This is a genomic window from Pseudomonas sp. P4_B3 (assembly GCF_056402295.1).
Window position 1 is genome coordinate 16,762 of sequence record NZ_JBFUHR010000012.1, and the last position, 19,850, is coordinate 36,611.

The window sequence follows — 19,850 nt, forward strand, 5'->3', positions numbered from 1 at the left end:
GAACGCTTGTGTACCCACAGAATTCCTCGCAGGATTCGCGGGATGTACGCAGGACAGGACTTCCCGCGATCGGCACGTTTAATCAAAGGACACAGCATGATCAGCAGCACCTTCGCACCGATGCAATCACTCGCCACCACCCTGCTGCCCCACGTCCTGGAACCCTCGGAAGACGGCGCTCACGACCTTTCGCACCTGCAACGGGTTTGGCACAACGCCCACTTGATTCAGGCACAGGAAGGTGGCGATCTTGAGGTGCTGCTGGCGGCGGTGCTGCTGCATGATTGTGTAGCAGTGGAAAAGAACTCGCCGTTGCGCTCGCAGGCATCGCAATTGGCAGCGCGCAAAGCGTCAGGGGTATTGGCGAAGATGGATTGGCGCGAGACAAAAATCGCCGCCGTCGCCCACGCCATCGAAGCCCATAGCTTTTCCGCCAACATCCCGCCGACCTCGCTGGAAGCGAAAATCGTGCAGGACGCCGACCGCCTCGACTCCCTGGGTATGCTCGGAGTCGCCCGCACCTTTTACGTTGCCGGGCGCATGGGCAGCGCCCTCTACGACCCGCAGGACCCGCAGGCCAATGACCGCGACTATGACGACACTCGCTTCTGTATCGACCATTTCCAGACCAAGCTGCTGCACTTGGCAGACGGTTTCCAGACTGCGACAGGGCAACGTCTGGCACAGGTTCGTCATGAGCGTTTGAAGGGGTTTCTGGAGCAGTTCAAGGAAGAGATCGGGATTGGCTGATACGCCAGGAGCACTGAACCTGCATAACTCAGGAAAGGACAAGCGCTATGGATCTGTCGCAAATACTGCTGCAACTTGAACGACGCCTCCTATCACACACGACTCGACGAAATGCTGAAGAAATCTCACGCCTGCTCGCGGATGACTTTATCGAGTTCAGCGCCAGTGGCGGCATCTGGAGCAAGGCCGAAGTGGTCGAGCAGTTACCCCATGAGTCGTTTATCCAACGGAGCATCAGCCATTTTGCCATCAAGCCATTGTCAGAAGAGACCGCCTTGGTGACTTATCATTGTTACGGCCATCCCGGCGCAGTCCACAGTCTGCGCAGTTCCATCTGGCGTAATCGGGGCGAGCAGTGGCAGATGGTTTTCCACCAGGGGACATTGATTCCCAGTGAACAATGACGCAGGCATTCATGGCGAATCCGGATCCCTCGCGAGCAAGCTCGCTCCTACAGTGCCCGCGGCGAGTCAGAGAATGTTGTGAACACCCCGGATTACTGTAGGAGCGAGCCTGCTCGCGATGGACGTCAATGATGACGCATACTGCCTGAATAAACGCGGCGGGTCTGAATTCTTCGCGAGCAGGCTCGCTCCTACAGGGGGTTGCGTCAGGTAACAAAAAACCCCGCAGCTTTCGCAACGGGGTTTCTGGTGTTTCAACTCAGCGCTTAATGGTGCTCACGCGTCGCACGGAATTTAACATCCGGCCAGCGCTCTTCCATCAGTGCCAGGTTGACCCGCGTAGGCGCGAGGTAGGTCAAGTGACCGCCGCCGTCCAGTGCCAGGTTTTCCACAGCCTTGTTGGAGAATTCCTCAAGCTTCTTCTTGTCGCTGCATTCGATCCAGCGCGCGGAATAAACGGTGATCGGCTCGTAGGAGCATTCGACCTTGTATTCCTCTTTCAAGCGGCTGGCGACCACATCGAACTGCAGCACACCGACGGCGCCGAGGATGATGTCGTTGCTGCGTTCAGGGAAGAACACCTGGGTCGCGCCTTCTTCGGCCAACTGTTGCAAGCCTTGGCGCAGTTGCTTGGATTTCAGCGGATCCTTCAGACGCACGCGACGGAACAGTTCCGGGGCGAAGTGCGGGATGCCGGTGAAGCCCAGGACTTCGCCTTCGCTGAAGGTGTCGCCGATCTGGATGGTGCCGTGGTTGTGCAGGCCGATGATGTCGCCGGCGAACGCTTCTTCCAGTTGCTCACGCTCGGAGGAGAAGAAGGTCAGCGCGTCGCCGATGCGCACGTCCTTGCCGGTGCGCACGTGGCGCATCTTCATGCCCTTCTCGTATTTGCCGGAGCAGATACGCATGAAGGCGATGCGGTCGCGGTGTTTCGGGTCCATGTTCGCCTGGATCTTGAAGATGAAGCCCGAGAACTTCTCTTCCACCGGCTCCACGGTGCGCTCGTTGGCCACGCGTGCCAGTGGGCGCGGCGCCCAATCAACGACGGCGTCGAGTACGTGGTCGACACCGAAGTTGCCCAGTGCCGTACCGAAGAACACCGGGGTCAGTTGGCCGTCGAGAAATTCCTGCTGGTTGAACTCGTGGCAGGCGCCCTGCACCAACTCCAGCTGCTCGATGAAACGCTCGTACTCGTCACCCAGATGCGCACGGGCTTCATCGGAGTCGAGCTTCTCGATGATCTTGGTTTCGGTGCGCTCGTGGCCGTGACCGGCGGTGTACACGATGATGTAGTCATCGGCGAGGTGATACACGCCTTTGAAGTCACGGTAGCAACCAATCGGCCAGGTGATCGGCGCAGCCTTGATCTTGAGGACAGCTTCGATTTCGTCGAGCAGTTCGATCGGGTCACGGATATCACGGTCGAGTTTGTTGATGAAGCTGACGATCGGCGTGTCACGCAGACGGCAGACGTCCATCAGGGCAATGGTCCGTGGCTCTACACCCTTACCGCCGTCGAGAACCATCAAGGCCGAGTCCACTGCCGTCAGGGTGCGGTAGGTATCTTCGGAGAAGTCTTCGTGGCCCGGGGTGTCGAGCAGGTTGATCATGTGCTCGCGATACGGGAACTGCATGACCGACGTGGTAATGGAAATACCCCGCTGCTTTTCCATTTCCATCCAGTCGGAGGTGGCATGGCGGTCGGATTTACGCGATTTCACCGTACCAGCTACCGCAATCGCCTTGCCCATCAGCAAGAGCTTCTCGGTGATGGTGGTCTTACCGGCATCGGGGTGGGAAATAATGGCGAAAGTGCGGCGTTTCGCGACTTCGGCGGCCTGTTTGGTCATGGGAAATCGCCTGGCAGGTGATTCAAAAAAGGGCGCAGATTATAGCCCAAGTTGATCGAAGAACCGAACCGTTGAGCACATTAGGGGTGGCCAAATGCAGCTTCAGATGGGAACCTTTTAAAGCACGGAGACGTCCACTCCCCCGTTACGACCACTCGTCGGGGGCCTGAAACACCTGCAATTCAGCCTGACGAGGCTGTGCTCATGGCTCAATAGCCGTGTGCCTACCCTCTGTAGGAGCGAGCTCGCTCGCGAAAAACGTCCAGACAACGCGTACATTCAGATACCCAGCGTTATCGTTGACGTCCATCGCGAGCAGGCTCGCTCCTACAGTGGAACGCACTCGGCATGAGCTGCTTCTCGCGATCATTTTTCGGCAGCCAGGCATGGCGTTGCCACACGAAAATTTTTCGCCGACTGAAAAAAGGAGTCCGCCTGTGGCTATCCACTATGGCAAAGGGCTGATAGGAGGCGCGCTGGTAATCGCCCTTCTGGCCCTGCTGATCCACTGGATCGGCATCGACACGATCGAACACTACCGCGACGATTTGTTGTTTTACCTGCAAGCTCATCTGATTCTCGTCCTCGCTTCCATGCTGGCCGCCCTTGTCGTGGGCATTCCTGCCGGCATCCTCCTCAGCCGCCCGTCCATGGTCGGCCGTGCCGAACGCTTCATGCAGTTTTTCAACATCGGCAACACCGTTCCGCCCCTCGCCGTTCTGGCCATAGCCCTCGGTATCCTCGGCATCGGCAGCGGCCCGGCCATCTTCGCCCTGTTCCTCGCCTCGCTACTGCCCATCGTACGCAACACCTACGAAGGCCTGAAAAACGTTCAGGGTTCGCTCAAGGAAGCCGCCGTCGGCATCGGCATGACCCCGCTCCAGGTGCTGCGGAAAGTCGAATTGCCCAACGCGGTGCCGATCATCATCGGTGGTGTGCGCGTGGCGTTGGCGATCAATGTCGGGACGGCGCCGCTGGCGTTCCTGATCGGCGCCAACAGTCTCGGCAGCCTGATCTTCCCCGGCATTGCCCTGAACAATCAGCCGCAATTGCTCCTCGGCGCGGCCTGCACCGCTCTGCTGGCCTTGTTGCTCGACGGCCTGGTGACACTCGCCAGCCGCCTCTGGCTCGAACGCGGCTTGCGCCCGTCTTAAGCCTCGGCAAAGGAATCGTCATGAAAACATCAAGCTTTTTACTAGGCTGCGTCCTGCTGTTCGCAGGATTTGCCCAAGCCGCTGACAAACCCTTGATCCGCATCGGCGCCCGGGTGTTCACCGAACAGACCCTGCTGGCGGAAATCACTTCGCAGTACCTGCGCACCAAGGGTTACGAGGTGCAAGTGACCGGCGGCCTGGGCAGCAATCTGGCCCGCAGCGCCCATGAAAGTGGCCAGTTGGACATGCTCTGGGAATACACCGGCGTTTCGCTGGTGGCCTACAACCATGTCACTGAAAAACTCGACAGCGAACAGTCCTACGCCCGAGTGAAAGAACTCGATGCGAAAAAAGGCCTGGTCTGGCTCACCCCGTCGAAATTCAGCAACACCTACGCCCTCGCCCTACCGAAGAATGTCGCCGACCAATACCCGCGAATCAACACCATCAGTGAGCTGAACACGGTGCTGCGAAAGGAAGCCGAGACCAACAACCTGGTGGCGCTGGATACCGAGTTCGCCAACCGTTCGGACGGTCTTGATGGCATGGTCAAGCTCTACGACATGAACCTGACCCGCAAAAACATCCGGCAGATGGACGCAGGGTTGGTCTACACCGCCCTGCGCAACGGCCAGGTGTTTGCCGGTCTGGTCTACACCACTGACGGTCGCCTCAACGCCTTCCAGCTGAAACTGCTGGAAGACGACAAGCACTACTTCCCCGACTACACCGCCGCGCCCGTGGTGCGTCAGGCCTACCTCGATGCGCATCCGCAATTGGCCGCACAGCTCAAGCCGCTGGCTGAACTGTTCGACGACAACACCATGCGCGAACTCAACGCGCGGGTCGACGTCGAGCACCAAAATCCTTCAGCCGTTGCCGCGGATTTCCTGCGCCAACACCCCTTGCTTTCTAATAATTGAGGCGGGAAGAGAAAAAGTCATGGAATTTATCAACGCCTTTTCCCATCTCGACTGGCAGCAGGTGATCCACCTGACCTGGCAGCACATCATGCTGGTCGGCATCGCCGTGACCCTGGCGATTGTGGTTGGCGTGCCGCTGGGCATCCTGATGACACGCTTCCCGAGCCTCGCCGGGCCGTTGCAGGCCAGCGCCACCGTGCTGCTGACTGTGCCGTCGATTGCCCTGTTCGGCCTGCTGCTGCCGTTCTACTCAAAGTTCGACCAGGGCCTGGGGCCGATGCCGGCGATTACCGCGGTTTTCCTGTACTCGCTGTTGCCGATCATGCGCAACACCTACCTGGCCCTGACCAGCGTCGAGCCGGGCATCCGCGAAGCCGCCCGCGGTATCGGCATGACCTTCGGCCAGCGCCTGCGCATGGTCGAACTGCCCATCGCCGTACCGGTAATCCTCGCCGGTGTGCGCACCGCCGTGGTGATGAACATCGGTGTCATGACCATCGCCGCCACCATCGGCGCCGGAGGCCTCGGCGTACTCATCCTCGCTTCCATCAGCCGCAGCGACATGTCGATGCTGATCGTCGGTGCTGTGCTGGTCAGTGTGCTGGCGATCATCGCCGACCTCATTCTGCAAGTGCTACAGCGCTCGTTGACTCCAAAAGGACTGCTCAAATGATCGAACTTCAAAACCTCAGCAAGACCTTCCAAAGCAACGGCAAAGATGTGAAAGCCGTGGATTCGGTGAGCCTGACCGTCAATGAAGGCGAAATCTGCGTGTTCCTCGGGCCATCGGGTTGCGGCAAAAGCACCACGCTGAAAATGATCAACCGCCTGATCAAACCGACCTCGGGCAAGATCCTGATCAACGGCGAAGACACCACCGGCCTCGACGAAGTGACCCTGCGGCGCAACATCGGCTACGTGATCCAGCAGATTGGTCTGTTCCCGAACATGACCATCGAGGAGAACATCGTCGTGGTACCGAAACTGCTCGGTTGGGACAAGCAGAAATGCCACGACCGCGCCCGCGAGTTGATGAGCATGATCAAGCTCGAACCCAAGCAATACCTGCATCGTTATCCACGAGAATTGTCCGGTGGCCAACAACAGCGGATCGGCGTAATTCGCGCACTGGCCGCCGATGCGCCACTGTTGCTTATGGACGAACCCTTCGGCGCGGTCGACCCGATCAACCGCGAGATGATCCAGAATGAGTTCTTCGAAATGCAGCGGGCGCTGAACAAGACCGTGATCATGGTCAGCCACGACATCGACGAGGCGATCAAGCTCGGCGACAAGATCGCGATCTTCCGTGCCGGCAAACTGTTGCAGATCGATCACCCGGATACTCTGCTCGCGCATCCGGCGGATGAGTTTGTCAGCAACTTCGTCGGTCAGGACAGCACACTCAAGCGCCTGCTGCTGGTAAAAGCCGAAGACGCGGCGGACAACGCGCCTTCCGTCAGCCCGCAAACCCCGGTGGCCGAAGCGCTGGAGTTGATGGACGAGCATGACCGACGCTACGTGGTGGTCACTTGTGCCGAGAATAAAGCCCTGGGTTACGTGCGCCGTCGCGACCTGCACCGTCAAGCCGGCACTTGCGCGCAGTACCAACGCGAGTTCAACGCCACCGCAGCGTACGACGAGCACTTGCGCATCTTGCTGTCGCGCATGTACGAGTTCAATCGCGCGTGGTTGCCGGTGATGGATGCCGAGCGGGTGTTTTTGGGGGAGGTGACGCAGGAGTCGATTGCGGCTTACCTGAGCTCTGGCCGATCGCGCGGGATGAAGACCAATATCGTGTCGCCTGCCAAGGCAGTGATCGCCTGATCACCCATATCGCCAGGTAAAAAACGCAAAACCTGTAGGAGTGAGCCTGCTCGCGATAGCGCAATATCAGTCAACGACGATGTTGGCAGTGAAAATGCCATCGCGAGCAGGCTCGCTCCTACAAGGTAGGTGCAATTTTTGGGTAATCGGCATACCGGAAAAAAATATCAACAGTCGCGTCTGTAAAAGCTATCCGAAAACACGCTAAGAAATAGTCAAATCCCCTCTCAGCCTACCTTTTCGCAGCCAACGTCGGCGATATTAACGCTATCGTAGTTACTAGCGACTTGGCGCACAAAAGCGTCGAACGTGCAGGTATTCTTAACACTTCACAATTCCTTGGGAACATCCGACTGTCATCTGTGTCGGTTACAAAGAGTAATGCTCGCAACGCACGTCAGAAGAGTGCAAAAACGCGACATTTTTTGTTGATCTCAGGCCCCTCACGCCCTAAAGTTCGCGCCGAACGTCCATGCTGGAAACGATCCATCCGGCTCAAGTACTGACGACGAGACAGCAAGGCCAAGGGAAAGCTGCACTTCCCATGGCCTTTTTGCTTTCGGCGACATGCCTTGGGAAGTAGGCGAACCAAAGTGGGGATACGGAGGACGTTCATTTGCACCCATTGATTACTAATGTTTGCCACTAGGAGTCCCAGGTATGTCGATCCAGGTCGAAGACTATTTCGCGCGTGAAACCTTTCAGAAAATGAAGGCGTTCGCCGACAAACAGGAAACCCCGTTCGTGGTGATCGACACCGCGATGATCAGTCAGGCCTATGACGACCTGCGCGCCGGTTTCGAATTCGCCAAGGTCTACTACGCGGTCAAGGCCAACCCGGCCGTCGAGATCATCGACCTGCTCAAAGAGAAAGGTTCGAGCTTCGACATCGCCTCGATCTATGAGCTGGACAAAGTGCTCGATCGCGGCGTCAGCGCCGACCACATCAGCTACGGCAACACCATCAAGAAGTCCAAGGACATCCGCTACTTCTATGAGAAGGGCGTGCGCCTGTTCGCCACCGACTCCGAAGCCGACCTGCGCAACATCGCCAAGGCGGCACCGGGTTCGAAAGTCTACGTACGCATCCTGACCGAAGGCTCGACCACCGCCGACTGGCCGTTGTCGCGCAAATTCGGCTGCCAGACCGACATGGCCATGGACCTGCTGATCCTCGCCCGTGACCTGGGCCTGGTGCCTTATGGCATCTCGTTCCACGTGGGTTCGCAGCAGCGCGACATCAGCGTCTGGGACGCGGCCATCGCCAAGGTCAAAGTGATCTTCGAACGCCTGAAGGAAGAAGACGGCATTCACCTGAAGCTGATCAACATGGGCGGCGGCTTCCCGGCGAACTACATCACCCGCACCAATAGCCTGGAAACCTACGCCGAGGAAATCATCCGCTTCCTCAAGGAAGACTTCGGTGACGACCTGCCGGAAATCATCCTGGAACCGGGCCGTTCGCTGATCGCCAACGCCGGCATCCTGGTCAGCGAAGTGGTGCTGGTCGCGCGTAAATCCCGTACTGCTGTCGAGCGTTGGGTGTACACGGATGTGGGCAAGTTCTCCGGCCTGATCGAAACCATGGACGAAGCCATCAAGTTCCCGATCTGGACCGAGAAGAAAGGCGAGATGGAAGAAGTGGTCATCGCCGGCCCGACCTGCGACAGCGCCGACATCATGTACGAAAACTACAAGTACGGCCTGCCGCTGAACCTGGCCATAGGTGATCGCCTGTACTGGCTGTCGACCGGTGCGTACACCACCAGCTACAGCGCCGTCGAATTCAATGGCTTCCCGCCGCTGAAGTCGTTCTACGTTTAAATCCTGCGTGCTGTACAAAAAAGGCCTGTGAGTAATCACAGGCCTTTTTTATTTCTACCATTTCCTCTTGAAAGCGATTTCAAAGCAACTTCACAACACATTACGTTTCGATATCAGAAAGCTGCACTTTATTCAATAGAAACAGCAAAACTCAGAGTTTCACTCCCTACCCGACACACATTGAAATTCTTCCAGACTTAACTTTAACCACAACTACCATTACTTTTCAGCGGCAACAACAAGGACCTCCATGACGAAAAAACATAAAAGGGATTTTCATGTTAGCCATTCAAGAACAGACCATTACCGCCGAAGAACTTAACTCACTGACATCGGATTTCATGGGGGCCGTTTCCGGCACCCTCGAAGGTGTCGAGCGTGAACGTGGACTATTGGTTACAAACGATGACATCAGAAAAATAAGACGCTACGTCAATGCCGGACTGGCGCTACCCATCGAAATTGATGAAATAGAACAGATACACAAGTATGACCAACTGAATATCGCCGGGCTTAAATCTGCCGATATGCAAAAATTGTATAAATCCATGAGAAATCATGCTGAAACCTGGTCGCCACTGGAATCAAACATGAAGAGAGTTGGTTCGGATCTTCATGTATTTGCCGACAATTTCACTTCAAGCAGTCAATCCATCATTCACTATCTGACGAGCCTTCCCAGTTACATCAGCGGAATCGGAAAAGTCGGTGGCCTGAGCCCGGAGGAAATCGACAATCTGCCGGAAATCCAATTGACTGGAGATGAGAAACGAAAAATTCCGGCATTACTGGAACTGGTTGAAGAGCTTAAAGCAGTTATTACCGAACACAGCGCAAGCACACAGATCACCAAAGCCCAGATCACCGAATTCAAATGGAAAATCAGCAACTCACTGAAACCGGCACTGGGTTTAAAAATAGCCCTGTGCAACAGCCGCAACTTCGACGTAGAAATAAAACTGCTCAATGAAAGGCTTGAAATTCTCAACCAGCGCATCAACGGAAAACTCGCGGAAATCGAAGAATACTCCAAAAGTAAATGGTGGGGACTCATCGGTGGCGCAATTGGCTTTATCATTGCTTCTACAATATATGGAGACAACGCCAACAAGGCTCGTAATGAACTGGATCTGCTAACAACCGAACGACGTGAAATCGAAACAAAAGTTGCAACCACCAATGCGATCCTCGCATCGTTGCGGGCATTCGAAACCAGCCTACAGGACCTGCATGTCAGGATTGAAGGTGCTGCTGGCAGTTCATCGAACCTCGAAAGCCTCTGGGAATTGATACAGGCTTATATCGACTCATCCAGCAAAAGACTCGATGGCGTTACCAATGCCATGTACCTGGTGTCTTTTGTCTCCAGGCTAACCACGATGATGGATAACTGGTCAGCGATAAAAAAGCAGGCAGGTGATTTACTGACCGCCTTCAACAATGCCACGAGCACTATCTGATATTCCGGCTTGCACACCAATGCCAAATCCGAAACTTACTTTTTTAAAGGCGGAACAATCATGACCGTATACACTCTCGACTTGCCATTTCAATACCCCTCTCCCGACATGAAAAAAATCAAGCAAAACAGGGATGAGCTCCATTATAAAATACGTACATTGAGCACTGTTTACCTACCGATACTTGGCGAGCAATTAACATCATTACTGGAGGAATTGAATTCCATCGACAAGCAAGCACTTAGCACCCTGACTCTGCTACCCACCGTATTACCCATTAGCGAAATTCAACGCTTTTACACCACCATCGAAAACCTGAAACTCAAGCCCTCCTCCCCCGAGCAACGGGAGGCCATAGACAGTTTTTACGAAGAAATCAATTCATCGATTAAAATCGGCACGTCCGAAGTCTCAAAACTTGCAACAATACTGAACAACAATTTGGTGAACCTCAAAGCGGTGACCCTCAGCGACAACCAATACCGCATCAAGGAACTGGAAGCATCCATCAGCAACATCAGCCCGAATGTAGCAGAGCTGGAAAGCGACATCGAGAAACTGGTAATAGACGAATCAGAACTGAACAGCGCCATCAAACTCATTGAAGCGACGGACACTTTCTCGCTAATCAAAGAGTTCTTTCTCACGGCGGAAAAACTTGCAGACCTTAACCTGTCCGCTCCTCAAATTGAACTCGTCAAGACTGGTATTTCCGTCGCTGGCAAGATCCTCAATTTAATCAGCGACAGAATTAAATATGGCAACCTGATTGAAGCCAGGCGCCAGATCCAGGTGCGACTTGATGGCCGCCGTGAAAACCTCGCCCGTATTAATAAAGATATAAAAACCTTGCAAGACCAAAAAAATCAGTTAGTGGAATTCCAGTCTGTGCAAACCCCCAGAGAGGTTTATACGAATGAGATAAGCACCCTCGTCGACGCCGCTTACAAATTCCTGGAGATTAATGAATATGATGCTGCGGACGATTTCAATTCGGTTGTCAAACGGTTCATCGAACAGTCGAACATCTTCAGCAAGCATTTGAAAAACCTGCGCCAGGACTGGAGAAGCTAAACCGGGCTCGCTCCGTTTGGAGATAACCCCCTGATCAGCGCGAGCGAAGGCGCGCACAACGCCATTTCGCTCGCCTTGATGACAGCTACAGTTCTCGGTATCTAGGCCACCTGCGCGTGATTTTGCAATTGCTCGGCACGCTGTTGAAAGCGCGGGGCCAATGCCCGCAGATCAGGGTGGGGAGCACACAGCAGTGCCTGGCCGCTCACTTGCAGGAAACTCAGATTGCCTGCCTCCAACGCCCGATGAAGCCACACCAAGGCCTCTTCGACTTTCCCGGCCTGCGCCAGAACAGCCGCATAGCTGAATTGCCCGCGAAAATCTCCGCCCTCAGCAGAACGTCGATACCAGTTGAAAGCGGCATCCTGGTCCGCCGGACAGTACCGGCCTTCCTCCAGATAACGCCCCAGCAGGTTCATCGACTTCGCATGGCCGAGGTCCGCCGCACGCCGATACCCGTTCAGCGCCAGCACCTGATCCTTGGTCACACCGCGCCCGGTGGCCAACAGGTTGGCGAAGTTGTACATCGCCCAATCCAGCCCTCCTTCAGCTGCGATCCGATAATGCTGTGCCGCAATCGTGGCATCGGCAACACAACCCCAGCCATGTTCATGACAACGACCGAGCATATTGCGCGCCATCAGGTGCCCCTGGCGAGCGGCGATACCGAACCAGCGTAACGCCAGCGACTGGTCCTGCGCGATACCCTGCCCGTCCAGCAGAATCTGCCCGAGCAAGGCCTGGGCCTCGATCTCACCCTCACGTGCAGCGATCAGGATGGCCTGGGCCGCACGTGCCGGGCTTTCGTCGAGCATGGAACGCAGGCGTTCACCGTCGAGCGTTTCCTCGCGGCGTAAACGAAAATCCGCCACTTACACCTCGACCCAGCGACGCAGCAGATTGTGATAAGTGCCGGTCAGGCGGATCAGCGATGGATGATCGGGCACATCGCGGGCCAGTTGCTGGATTGCCCCGTCCATCTCGAACAACAGGGCGCGCTGGCTGTCTTCGCGCACCAGGCTTTGAGTCCAGAAAAACGAGGCGAGTCGCGTTCCGCGCGTCACCGCGTTGACCTTGTGCAGGCTGGTGCCGGGGTACAGCACGATGTCACCGGCAGGCAGCTTCACCCGTTGGGTGCCGAAGGTGTCCTGGATTTCCAGCTCGCCGCCGTCGTAATCCTCGGGCTCGCTGAAGAACAGCGTGGCGGACAAATCCGTGCGCACTCGTTCGACGCTGCCTTTGGGCTGACGCACCGCGTTGTCGATATGGAAGTCGAAACTGCCACCGGCGGTGTAACAGTTCACTAACGGAGGAAAGACTTTGTGCGGCAGTGCAGCTGACATGAACTGCGGATTTTTCCACAGCCGTTCCAGCATCGCCGCGCCGATCTCCTTGGCCAGCGGATGCCCTTCAGGCAGCTGCAAATTGTGCTTGGCCTTGGCCGACTGGTAGCCGGCGGTGATCTTGCCATCGGCCCAATCGGCCTGTTCCAGAGCCTCGCGAATGCGCTGCACCTCGTCTTTTTCGAACAGGCCGGGAATGTGCAGCAGCATGACAAAGACACCTGAAAACCAAGGGGTGCCAATGGTATTGATTCTTATTGCCCTTGTAAAACCCATCTGACGAATGAGTCAGCAAAAACCGTAAGGGTAAATTGTAAAGAATGTAAATCCAGTGCAAATAGCAATATTTCGCAATTGATACAAATACGTGTTTACCCTATATTCCGCCGCCTCAAATCCTTGGGGAGGGGAATTCAAATGTCGCGTCAACAACCACAAGTACCGGTCAGTTCACCACGTTTGCTCGCATCGGCCATCGGCATGGCGATTACTGCCGGCTCTGCGGGCCACATGGTTTTCGCGGCGGAAAAAACCGACGAAAAAGCACCGGACAAAGTGATTTCGCTGGGCGCCACCGCCATCACCGGCGAAGCCCGGGACGAGACGACCTACAACGTCGAGAAAGCCTCTTCGCCCAAGTACACTGCACCGCTGATCGACACACCGCGCTCGGTGACCGTTGTTCCGCAACAAGTCTTGAAAGACACCGGCTCGCTCAACTTGCAGGACGCGCTGCGCACCGTTCCGGGCATCACCTTCGGTGCCGGTGAAGGTGGCAACCCGCAGGGCGACCGCCCATTCATCCGCGGCTTTGACGCCCAGGGCGACACCTATCTGGACGGCGTGCGCGATACCGGTTCCCAGAGCCGCGAGATCTTCGCCTTTGAATCGATCGAAGTCAGCAAAGGCCCGAACTCCGCGATCGGCGGCCGTGGCGCCGCCGGCGGCAGCATCAACCTGGTCAGCAAGAAAGCGCACCTGGGCGATTCGCTCGACGGTGGTTTCACCTGGGGCTCCGACCAGACCCAACGCTACACCTTCGACGGCAACTATCAGTTCACCGACACCGCCGCTGGCCGTCTGAACCTGCTGAGCCACGAGAGCAACGTCGCCGGACGTGACAGCGTCGACTACGACCGTTGGGGTGTTGCACCGTCCCTGGCCTTCGGCCTGGGTACGGACACACGCGTCAACCTCGACTACTACCACCTCGAAAGCAATGACACGCCGGACTCGGGTATTCCGTACTCCATCCCGGTCGGTGGCTCGACTGCCCGTACCAAGGCCAATCCGGACAAGCCGAATGACGGCGGCGACAGCAGCAACTTCTATGGTCTGACCGATCGCGACTTCCGCAAGACCCGCACCGACACCGCGACCTTCGCCATCGAGCACGACCTGAGCGACTCGCTGACCATCAAGAACACCCTGCGTCACGGCACCAGCATGCAGGATTACATCCTGACCCAGCCGGACGACAGTAAAGGCAACGTCAACAACGGCAGCGTCTGGCGCCGCGCGAACACCCGCGTGAGCAACACCGAGACCACCACCAACCAGACCGACCTGTTTGGCGATGTCTACATTGCCGGGTTCAAGAACAGCTTCTCCACCGGTGTCGAATACACCCACGAGGAAAGCGAAAAGTCCTCGTACAACGTCAACACGGACACCACCCCGGGAACAGCAGCGGTGACCACCAACTGCTCGCCGGCACTGATCGGCGCGCCAAGCGGCTTCAACTGCACCTCGCTGTCCAACCCGAACCCGAATGATCCATGGAACGGTGCCATCTCGCGTAATTACGCCGGCACCAACACCAAGGCCGACACCTACGCACTGTACGTGTTCGACACCCTGACGTTGTCCGAGCAGTGGCTGGTGAACATGGGCCTGCGGTATGACCATTTCAATACCCAGTACCGTACCTTTGACGGTTCCGGCGCCACCGTCGTGACCAAAGGCAACGCAGCCAAAGGCAAGGACACCAGCGAATTCGTCACTGGCCAGTTCGGCGTGGTCTACAAGCCAGCCGAAAACGGCAGCATCTATGCGTCCTACGCGACGTCTGCCACGCCACCGGGCAACACCTTGGGCGAAGGTTCGGAAGGCAACCCGTTGGGTGGCACGCCGGATCGCAACGGCAACCTGCTGAGCAGCGACATGGAGCCGGAAACCACCAAGAACTACGAAATCGGTACCAAGTGGGATCTGCTGAACAATCGCCTGTCATTGACCGCCGATATCTTCCGCACCGAGAAAGACAACGCTCGTGTGCAGACCAACACCACCACCTTCGAAAACGTCGGCAAAACCCGCGTTCAAGGCATCGAACTGTCGGCCAGCGGCAAGCTCACCGACAAATGGCAAGTGTTCGCCGGTTACGCCTACATGGACAGCGAACAAATCGATGGTGGCCCATTGGGCGCGGCCAATGACGGCAACCAGTTACCTAACACGCCGGAAAACAGCGCCAGCCTGTGGACGACCTACCAGGTCACGCCAAGGCTGACCATCGGTGGCGGTGCGTTCTATGTCGATGACGTGTTCGGCAGTACCGCCAACACCACCATGGTTGATTCCTACGTTCGTTACGACGCGATGGCGGCCTATAAGCTGACCAAGAACGTCGACCTGCAACTGAACGTGCAGAACCTGACCGACGAAACCTACTACGACAAGGCGTTCTCGACTCACTTCGCCAACCAGGCGGCCGGTCGTACCGCCTTGCTGAGCACCAACTTCCACTTCTGATGGAATTGTGAAGGTCGAGCCAATGTAGGAGCTGCCGAAGGCTGCGATCTTTTGATCTTGAATGTTGGCGGCATTTGAATCGCCGAAGATCAAAAGATCGCAGGCTTCGCCAGCTCCTACATTGGGCAGGGCCCCGTTCATCCATATGATCGGGGCTTTTGTGCGTAAAAAAGAATGCGTCTCGACAACCCCACGGCATAATGCGCACCGTGATGAATCAATTTGAACGAACAAGGCGAGCGACGTGTTGAAGAAAACCCTGTTCCAGTTGCACTGGTTTTTCGGCATCAGCGCCGGGCTGGTCCTGGCCCTGATGGGCATCACCGGGGCGACGGTGTCGTTTCAGGATGAAATCCTGAGCACACTCAACCCTTCTGTGTTGCAGGTCGAGAAGCAGGTCGCCGGTGTGCTGCCACCCGCCGAACTGGTGGAGCACATCGAAGCCGCGTCGGGTAAAAAAGTCTCGATGCTCACCGTGGAAACCGACAGCGGCAACGCCGCTAAAGTGTGGTTCACCCCGCCGCCGGGTGAACGCCGTGGCGAGATGCGCTACTTCGATCCATACACGGCCGAGTTCCTCGGCGACGCTACCGGCCAGGACTTCTTCGGCCTGATGCTGCAACTGCACCGCTTTCTCGCCATGGGCGACACGGGTCGGCAGATCACCGGCGCGTGCACGCTGATCCTGGTGTTCTTCTGCCTGTCCGGCCTGTACCTGCGCTGGCCTCGCCAGTGGAGAAGCTGGCGCGCCTGGCTGACTCTGGACTGGAAGAAAAAGGGTCGCAGTTTCAACTGGGACCTGCACTCGGTGGCCGGCACCTGGTGCCTGGTGTTTTACCTCCTGGCGGCGCTGACCGGGTTGTCCTGGTCCTACGAGTGGTACAACAAGGGGTTGACCCGGTTGCTCTCCGACTCACCGCAGAACGAACGCGTTCGCGGCGGACGCGGCCCTGCGCCAAGCGGTCCGGCACCGACGGCCGATTACGCGGCGATGTGGAGCAGCATCTACAGCGCGGCCGGTCCGCAACTCAGTTCCTATAATGTGCGCATGCCGTCCGTGGCCGGCCAACCAGCGACCGTGTACTTCCTGCTGAAAACTTCGCCTCACGACCGCGCCCTCAACCAGATCACCCTCGACCCGGCCACCGGTGTGGTCAAACGGGTTGATCGCTACAGCGACAAGAGCCTCAAGGCGCAACTGCTGACCAGCATCTATGCGCTGCACGTCGGCAGTTACTTCGGCATCGTCGGGCGCATCATCCTGACCCTCACCGCGTTGACCATGCCGCTGTTCTTCGTCACCGGCTGGATGCTGTACCTGGATCGTCGGCGCAAAAAACGCCAGATCAAGGATGCGCGCAGAGACCTCGTGCAAACCGCCAGCGATGCGCCGGCGTGGCTGATCGGCTTCGCCAGCCAAAGTGGTTTTGCCGAGCAGTTGGCATGGCAGACCGCCGGTCAATTGCAGGCCGCAGGCTTGCCGGTAAAAGTGCAACCATTGGCGGACGTCAGCGAGCAGGACTTGCATGAATCGAACAATGCCTTGTTCGTCATCAGCACCTTCGGCGACGGCGAAGCACCGGACAGCGCCCGCGGTTTCGAGCGCAAGGTACTGGGCCGGGCACCGAGCCTGGGACGCCTGAATTATGCCGTCCTTGGGTTGGGCGACCGGCAGTATCAACACTTCTGCGGTTTCGCCAAACGCCTGCACGCCTGGTTGGGTGAACATGGCGCAAAGACCCTGTTCGCCCCGGTGGAGGTCGACAGCGGTGACCCTTACGCCTTGCGTCACTGGCAACAGCAACTGGGCCTGTTGACCGGTCAGGCCCCCGTGGATACCTGGCAAGCACCCAACTACGACAACTGGACCCTGCTGCGTCGTGAACTGCTCAACCCGGACAGCAGTGGCTCGCCGGTGTACTTGTTGGGCCTCAAGCCTCCTTCCACCAGCAGCTGGCTGGCGGGCGACCTGGTGGAAGTGTTGCCGCGCAATTGCCCGTGGGCCATCGAGCATTTCCTCGACGGCCTGGGCATTCACGGTGAAACCAGGGTGCAACTCAACGGCCTGGAGGAAACCCTCGAACAGGCCCTGGCCAGCCGCCAGTTGCCGGAGAACCGCGCCCATCTGGTCGGCCTGCACGCCCAAGCGTTGGCAGAGGCCCTCGTGCCGTTGGCCATGCGCGAGTATTCCATTGCGTCGATCCCGGCCGATGGCGTGCTGGAATTGATCGTGCGCCAGGAAGTGCATGCCGACGGCAACCTCGGCGTCGGCTCCGGTTGGCTGACCGAGCACGCGCCCGTAGGCAGTTCCATCAGCCTGCGAGTGCGGCGCAATAGCGGTTTCCATCTGCCGGCGCAGCCGGTGCCGATGATCCTGCTGGGCAACGGCACGGGGCTGGCCGGGTTGCGCAGCCTCCTCAAGGCCCGGATTGCCGACGGTCAGCAACGTCACTGGCTACTGTTTGGCGAGCGCAATCGCGAACACGATTACCTGTGCCGAAAGGAGCTGGAGGAGTGGCTGATCAATGGTGATCTGGCGCGCCTCGACCTGGCGTTTTCCCGCGACCAGGCCGAAAAGGTTTACGTACAGGATCGCCTGCGCGAATCGGCAGCCGAGCTCAAGAAGTGGCTGGCGGACGGTGCGGTGATCTACATCTGCGGCAGCCTTCAAGGCATGGCTTCAGGCGTGGACCAGGTGCTCAACGAGGTGTTGGGCGCCGCCGAAGTGGAGCGCCTGATCGAACAGGGCCGCTACCGCCGCGACGTGTACTGATTCACTGAATTCCCTGTGGGAGCGAGCTTGCTCGCAATGACTGTTTTACATTCAACAAATCTGTTGGTTGTCAGACCGCCATCGCGAGCAAGCTCGCTCCCACGGGGGCTTTGTGTCCAGCGATCAGACCGGCTGCAACTTCTGCTCAAACACCGACACACCATCCAGATCGCGCAACACCACGCTCAACTCCCCGCTCTGCCCATCGATGTTCACCTCGCCAAAAAACTGAAACCCGGCAAACGGCGAGAGGTTCTGCGCCGGTGGGGCCTTTTCGAACACCGCTTCAGGACCAAAGGTTTTATCCAGCGGATTCGGCCCGTAGCTGCCGGCATTCAAAGGCCCGGCGACGAACTCCCAGAACGGTTCGAAATCCTGAAACGCCGCCCGATCCGGGTGGTAATGATGGGCCGCGCAGTAATGCACATCCGCGGTCAGGAACAGGAAATTGCGCACCTGCTGCGCCCGCAGAAAGCCGAGCAATTCGGCGATTTCCAGTTCGCGGCCCTGGGCCGGGCCGGGGTCACCGTTGGCCACCGCGTCCCACCTCATGACACCGGGGCTGACTTCGCCGTCCCCTTCGCCGAGGCCGATGGGCATATCGGCGGCGATCACTTTCCATTGCGCATTCGAGGCCTGCATTTCGCGCTTGAGCCAGTCCAGTTGCTCACGACCGAGGAATGGCTTGGCCTCGCCCAGATTGTCGTCATTGGCCCCGCGATAACTGCGCATGTCCACCACGAACACATCGAGCATGGGCCCGTAACCGAGCTTGCGATAGATCCGCCCGCCGCCATCGGCGCTCTGCCAGCGCATCGGCGCGTATTCGAGCCAGGCCTGGCGTGCGCGGTCCACCAGACTGTGGATATCTTTGCTCTGGTAACGCGCACCCAGCTGCTTGCCGGGCGACCAGTTGTCCACCACTTCGTGGTCGTCCCACTGCCAGATCTGCGGGACCTCGGCGTTGAAGCGACGGATGTTTTCGTCCATCAGGTTGTAGCGGTAATTACCACGGTACTCATCGAGGGTCTCGGCGCCTTTGCTCTTGGCCTCGGTGGTGATGTTGCGCCATACCCGGCCGCCTTCTGTGGTGAGCTGCGCCCGGATCGGGATATCGGCGTAAATGATGTCGCCGCTGTGGATAAAGAAGTCCGGCAGCCGCCGGCGCATCGCCTCGTAGATGCGCATGCCGCCAAAGTCCGGGTTGATGCCGAAGCCCTGGCCGGCGGAGTCGCCGCTCCAGACAAAACGGAGGTCGCGCCGGGTCTGCGGCACGCTGCGCAAGTGACCGAACCAGGGCTCGCTGGCAACGCCGCTCTGGGCGTCCTCAAACTGCACGCGATAGAAAATCGCCTGGTCGGCGGGCAGCCCGCTGAGTTCGACCCGAGCGGTGAAATCGGTGCGCGCATCGGCCAGGGGCGAGACGAAACGTCGAGGGTTGGAAAACAGGCTGCGGGTGTCCCACTCCACCACCATCCGCGCGGGGCGATCGCAGCGGCTCCAGATGATCGCCCGGTCGCCCAGCAGGTCGCCGGACTGCACGCCGTCGGTGAGTTGCGGCCGGTCCTTGACCGAAGCAATCACCGCCGGCGCCAGCCCTGGCAACAACAATCCGGCGCCGACCGCTTGCATGACACGACGGCGCCCGAGGTTGAAATCGCTCATGGTGTTCTCCTTGAAAAAGGAAAAACTAAAGCATGGACCTTTGACCCTG

15 protein-coding genes are annotated in these 19,850 nt (G+C 57.8%); 11 read left to right on the top strand and 4 right to left on the bottom strand.

Going from position 1 to position 19,850, the window contains the following annotated elements; genetic code table 11:
• Nucleotides 1-96 precede the first annotated feature (96 nt).
• A complete protein-coding gene (locus AC1DWG_RS15770) occupies nucleotides 97-750 on the top strand; it encodes an HD domain-containing protein (protein ID WP_477763203.1) in 654 nt (217 codons plus the stop codon).
• Between the two features lie 47 nt (nucleotides 751-797).
• Nucleotides 798-1,154: a nuclear transport factor 2 family protein gene (locus tag AC1DWG_RS15775; RefSeq protein ID WP_477787972.1), complete on the top strand. Its 357-nt coding sequence runs from the start codon at nucleotides 798-800 to the stop codon at nucleotides 1,152-1,154.
• Between the two features lie 266 nt (nucleotides 1,155-1,420).
• On the opposite strand, the gene AC1DWG_RS15780 is transcribed toward AC1DWG_RS15775, so the two are convergent.
• Nucleotides 1,421-3,004: a peptide chain release factor 3 gene (locus tag AC1DWG_RS15780; RefSeq protein WP_060541686.1), complete on the bottom strand. Its 1,584-nt coding sequence runs from the start codon at nucleotides 3,002-3,004 to the stop codon at nucleotides 1,421-1,423.
• Between the two features lie 437 nt (nucleotides 3,005-3,441).
• Between AC1DWG_RS15780 and AC1DWG_RS15785 the strand changes: the two genes are divergently transcribed.
• From AC1DWG_RS15785 to AC1DWG_RS15815, 7 genes are all read left to right on the top strand, one after another.
• Nucleotides 3,442-4,158: an ABC transporter permease gene (locus AC1DWG_RS15785; protein ID WP_477755287.1), complete on the top strand. Its 717-nt coding sequence runs from the start codon at nucleotides 3,442-3,444 to the stop codon at nucleotides 4,156-4,158.
• Nucleotides 4,159-4,178: 20 nt separating this feature from the next.
• Nucleotides 4,179-5,081: a glycine betaine ABC transporter substrate-binding protein gene (locus tag AC1DWG_RS15790; RefSeq protein ID WP_477787973.1), complete on the top strand. Its 903-nt coding sequence runs from the start codon at nucleotides 4,179-4,181 to the stop codon at nucleotides 5,079-5,081.
• Nucleotides 5,082-5,100: 19 nt separating this feature from the next.
• Complete coding sequence (locus AC1DWG_RS15795) at nucleotides 5,101-5,754, top strand: ABC transporter permease (RefSeq protein ID WP_477755289.1); 654 nt, start codon at nucleotides 5,101-5,103, stop codon at nucleotides 5,752-5,754.
• On the top strand, nucleotides 5,751-6,908 hold the full coding sequence (locus AC1DWG_RS15800) for an osmoprotectant ABC transporter ATP-binding protein OsmV (protein WP_477755290.1): 1,158 nt from the start codon (nucleotides 5,751-5,753) through the stop codon (nucleotides 6,906-6,908). Before AC1DWG_RS15795 ends, AC1DWG_RS15800 begins: the two co-directional genes overlap by 4 nt.
• 660 nt (nucleotides 6,909-7,568) lie before the next feature.
• The gene (locus AC1DWG_RS15805; RefSeq protein ID WP_110657157.1) at nucleotides 7,569-8,732 is read left to right on the top strand and encodes a type III PLP-dependent enzyme; all 1,164 of its coding nucleotides are present in this window, start codon (nucleotides 7,569-7,571) and stop codon (nucleotides 8,730-8,732) included.
• Between the two features lie 278 nt (nucleotides 8,733-9,010).
• Nucleotides 9,011-10,192, top strand: a complete 1,182-nt coding sequence (locus AC1DWG_RS15810) for an alpha-xenorhabdolysin family binary toxin subunit A (RefSeq protein ID WP_477787974.1) — start codon at nucleotides 9,011-9,013, stop codon at nucleotides 10,190-10,192.
• Nucleotides 10,193-10,252: 60 nt separating this feature from the next.
• Nucleotides 10,253-11,266: an alpha-xenorhabdolysin family binary toxin subunit B gene (locus AC1DWG_RS15815; RefSeq protein ID WP_477787975.1), complete on the top strand. Its 1,014-nt coding sequence runs from the start codon at nucleotides 10,253-10,255 to the stop codon at nucleotides 11,264-11,266.
• Between the two features lie 101 nt (nucleotides 11,267-11,367).
• Here AC1DWG_RS15815 and AC1DWG_RS15820 read toward each other — a convergent pair whose 3' ends face one another.
• Both AC1DWG_RS15820 and AC1DWG_RS15825 read right to left on the bottom strand, forming a co-directional pair.
• Nucleotides 11,368-12,138 carry a tetratricopeptide repeat protein gene (locus tag AC1DWG_RS15820; protein WP_477763198.1) on the bottom strand — a complete coding sequence of 257 codons (771 nt, stop codon included), beginning with the start codon at nucleotides 12,136-12,138 and terminating at the stop codon, nucleotides 11,368-11,370.
• Nucleotides 12,139-12,819, bottom strand: coding sequence for a Fe2+-dependent dioxygenase (locus AC1DWG_RS15825; RefSeq protein ID WP_477763197.1), 681 nt, complete (start codon nucleotides 12,817-12,819; stop codon nucleotides 12,139-12,141).
• 207 nt (nucleotides 12,820-13,026) lie between these two features.
• Between AC1DWG_RS15825 and AC1DWG_RS15830 the strand changes: the two genes are divergently transcribed.
• Nucleotides 13,027-15,363, top strand: coding sequence for a TonB-dependent receptor (locus tag AC1DWG_RS15830; protein WP_477787976.1), 2,337 nt, complete (start codon nucleotides 13,027-13,029; stop codon nucleotides 15,361-15,363).
• Nucleotides 15,364-15,607: 244 nt separating this feature from the next.
• On the top strand, nucleotides 15,608-18,136 hold the full coding sequence (locus AC1DWG_RS15835; RefSeq protein WP_477787977.1) for a PepSY domain-containing protein: 2,529 nt from the start codon (nucleotides 15,608-15,610) through the stop codon (nucleotides 18,134-18,136).
• Between the two features lie 123 nt (nucleotides 18,137-18,259).
• Here AC1DWG_RS15835 and AC1DWG_RS15840 read toward each other — a convergent pair whose 3' ends face one another.
• A complete protein-coding gene (locus tag AC1DWG_RS15840) occupies nucleotides 18,260-19,801 on the bottom strand; it encodes an alkaline phosphatase D family protein (protein WP_477787978.1) in 1,542 nt (513 codons plus the stop codon).
• Nucleotides 19,802-19,850: the final 49 nt, after the last annotated feature.